3 protein-coding genes are annotated in these 2,240 nt (G+C 65.0%); all 3 read left to right on the forward strand.

The window, feature by feature from the left end:
* Nucleotides 1–1,607 (forward strand): formate--tetrahydrofolate ligase (locus RBB42_RS27965; RefSeq protein WP_305972707.1); only part of this gene is annotated, 1,607 nt, incomplete at its 5' end.
* A gap of 72 nt (nucleotides 1,608–1,679) precedes the next feature.
* The gene (locus RBB42_RS27970; protein ID WP_305972706.1) at nucleotides 1,680–1,847 is read left to right on the forward strand and encodes a hypothetical protein; all 168 of its coding nucleotides are present in this window, start codon (nucleotides 1,680–1,682) and stop codon (nucleotides 1,845–1,847) included.
* A 40-nt stretch (nucleotides 1,848–1,887) separates the two neighbouring features.
* Entirely contained in the window at nucleotides 1,888–2,202 is a 315-nt protein-coding gene (locus tag RBB42_RS27975) for a chorismate mutase (RefSeq protein WP_305972705.1), read from the forward strand.
* The last annotated feature ends 38 nt before the right edge of the window (nucleotides 2,203–2,240 follow it).

Consider the following 2,240-nt stretch of genomic DNA (forward strand, 5'->3'; position numbering starts at 1 on the left):
CGCTGAACATTCCGGGTGAGCACCTGCTGCCCTACGGTCACGACAAGGCGAAGGTGAGCCAGGATTTCATCAACTCGGTTCAGGACCGTCCGGACGGCAAGCTGATCCTTGTGACGGCGATCAACCCGACGCCTGCGGGCGAGGGCAAGACGACGACGACGGTGGGTCTTGGCGACGGTCTGAACAAGATCGGCAAGAAGGCGATGATCTGCATCCGCGAGGCCTCGCTTGGACCGAACTTCGGCATGAAGGGCGGCGCCGCCGGGGGCGGCAAGGCGCAGGTCGTGCCGATGGAGGAGATGAACCTTCATTTCACCGGCGACTTCCACGCCATCACCAGCGCGCACAGCCTGCTGTCGGCGATGATCGACAACCACATCTACTGGGGCAACGCGCAGGAGATCGACCTGCGCCGGGTCCAGTGGCGCCGGGTCGTCGACATGAACGACCGCTCGCTGCGGCAGATCACCTCGTCGCTGGGCGGCGTGGCCAACGGGTTCCCGCGTGAGGACGGGTTCGACATCACCGTGGCCTCCGAGGTCATGGCGATCCTCTGCCTTGCCAAGGATCTCAAGGACCTCGAAGAGCGCCTGGGCGCGATGATCATCGCCTATCGCCGCGACAAGTCGCCGGTCTTCTGCCGCGACATCAAGGCCGAGGGCGCGATGACGGTGCTGCTCAAGGACGCGATGCAGCCGAACCTGGTGCAGACGCTGGAGAACAACCCGGCCTTCGTGCACGGTGGCCCCTTCGCCAATATCGCGCACGGCTGCAACTCGGTCATCGCGACGACCACGGCGCTGAAACTGGCCGACTACGTCGTGACCGAGGCGGGCTTTGGCGCCGACCTGGGGGCCGAGAAGTTCATGAACATCAAGTGCCGCAAAGCCGGTCTTGCGCCGTCCGCCGTGGTCTGCGTGGCCACCGTGCGCGCGATGAAGATGAACGGCGGCGTGGCAAAGGCCGACCTGGGCGCCGAGAACGTGGAGGCGGTCAAGAAGGGCTGCCCGAACCTGGGCCGTCACATCGAGAACCTCAAATCCTTCGGCGTGCCGGTTGTCGTGGCGATCAACCACTTCGTCACCGATACCGATGCCGAGGTCGCGGCGATCAAGGACTATGTCGCCAGCCACGGCGCCGAGGCGGTGCTGAGCCGTCACTGGGAACTGGGGTCCGAAGGCTCGGCCGATCTTGCCCGCAAGGTCGTGGCGGTGGCAGAGGGCGAAAGCGCCAACTTCTCGCCGATCTATCCCGACGAGATGCCGCTGGCCGAGAAGATCCAGACCATCTGCAAGCGGATCTACCGCGCCGACGAGGCGCTGATGGACAAGAAGATCCGCGATCAGCTGAAGCTCTGGGAAGAGCAGGGCTATGGCAACCTGCCGGTCTGCATGGCCAAGACGCAGTATTCCTTCTCGACCGATCCGAACCTGCGTGGCGCGCCCACCGGCCATTCGGTGCCGGTGCGCGAGGTGCGGCTGTCGGCGGGGGCGGGCTTTATCGTCGTCGTCTGCGGCGAGATCATGACCATGCCGGGCCTGCCCCGGGTGCCGGCGTCGGAAAGCATCCGCCTGAACGACGCGGGCCAGATCGAAGGCCTGTTCTGAGCGACAAAGAGGGCACGCCCGCGCGGTACGATCATCGTCGCGGGCGTGTTCGGTTTGCCGGTCCTGATCATCGTGACGGCGGTGATCGGGGTGACGCTGGCACGTTGGCTGATCCCGGGAGGCAGCGGCAGGGAAGGCCGACTCGGGTTCGTGCTGCTGCTGCCGGTTCTGTGGCTCTGGAAAAAAATCCCGGAATTTTGCGGGATGGTTTTCCCGGGGCCGGACGGCGCCGGAAAATGACGGTAGGGATGGGCAGGTTCCATTGCGAAAAGGGAAATCCATGACGCGTCCTGCCCCCGAAACCATTGAGACCATGGCGGAGCTTCGGCTCTGCATCGACGAGATCGACCGCGAGCTGGTGCGCCTTCTGGCAGAGCGTGAAGGCTATACCGATCGCGCGCCCGACCTGAAGGCCCGCGAGGGCATCGCGGCCCGGGCGCCGCGCCGGATCGAGGCGGTTCTGGCCAATGTCGGCGACAGGGCCCGGGCCGAGGGGCTGGATCCGGAACTCGCCCGGGCGATTTGGACACTCATGATCGAGACGGTGATTGCCCGTGAGGAACGGGTGATCGGCAAGGAAGGAAAAGACGGATGAGCGCAACAATCATTGACGGCAAGGCTTTTGCGGCCACG

The sequence above is a fragment of the Mameliella sp. MMSF_3455 genome (assembly GCF_030733205.1).
Taxonomy (GTDB): Bacteria; Pseudomonadota; Alphaproteobacteria; order Rhodobacterales; family Rhodobacteraceae; genus Antarctobacter.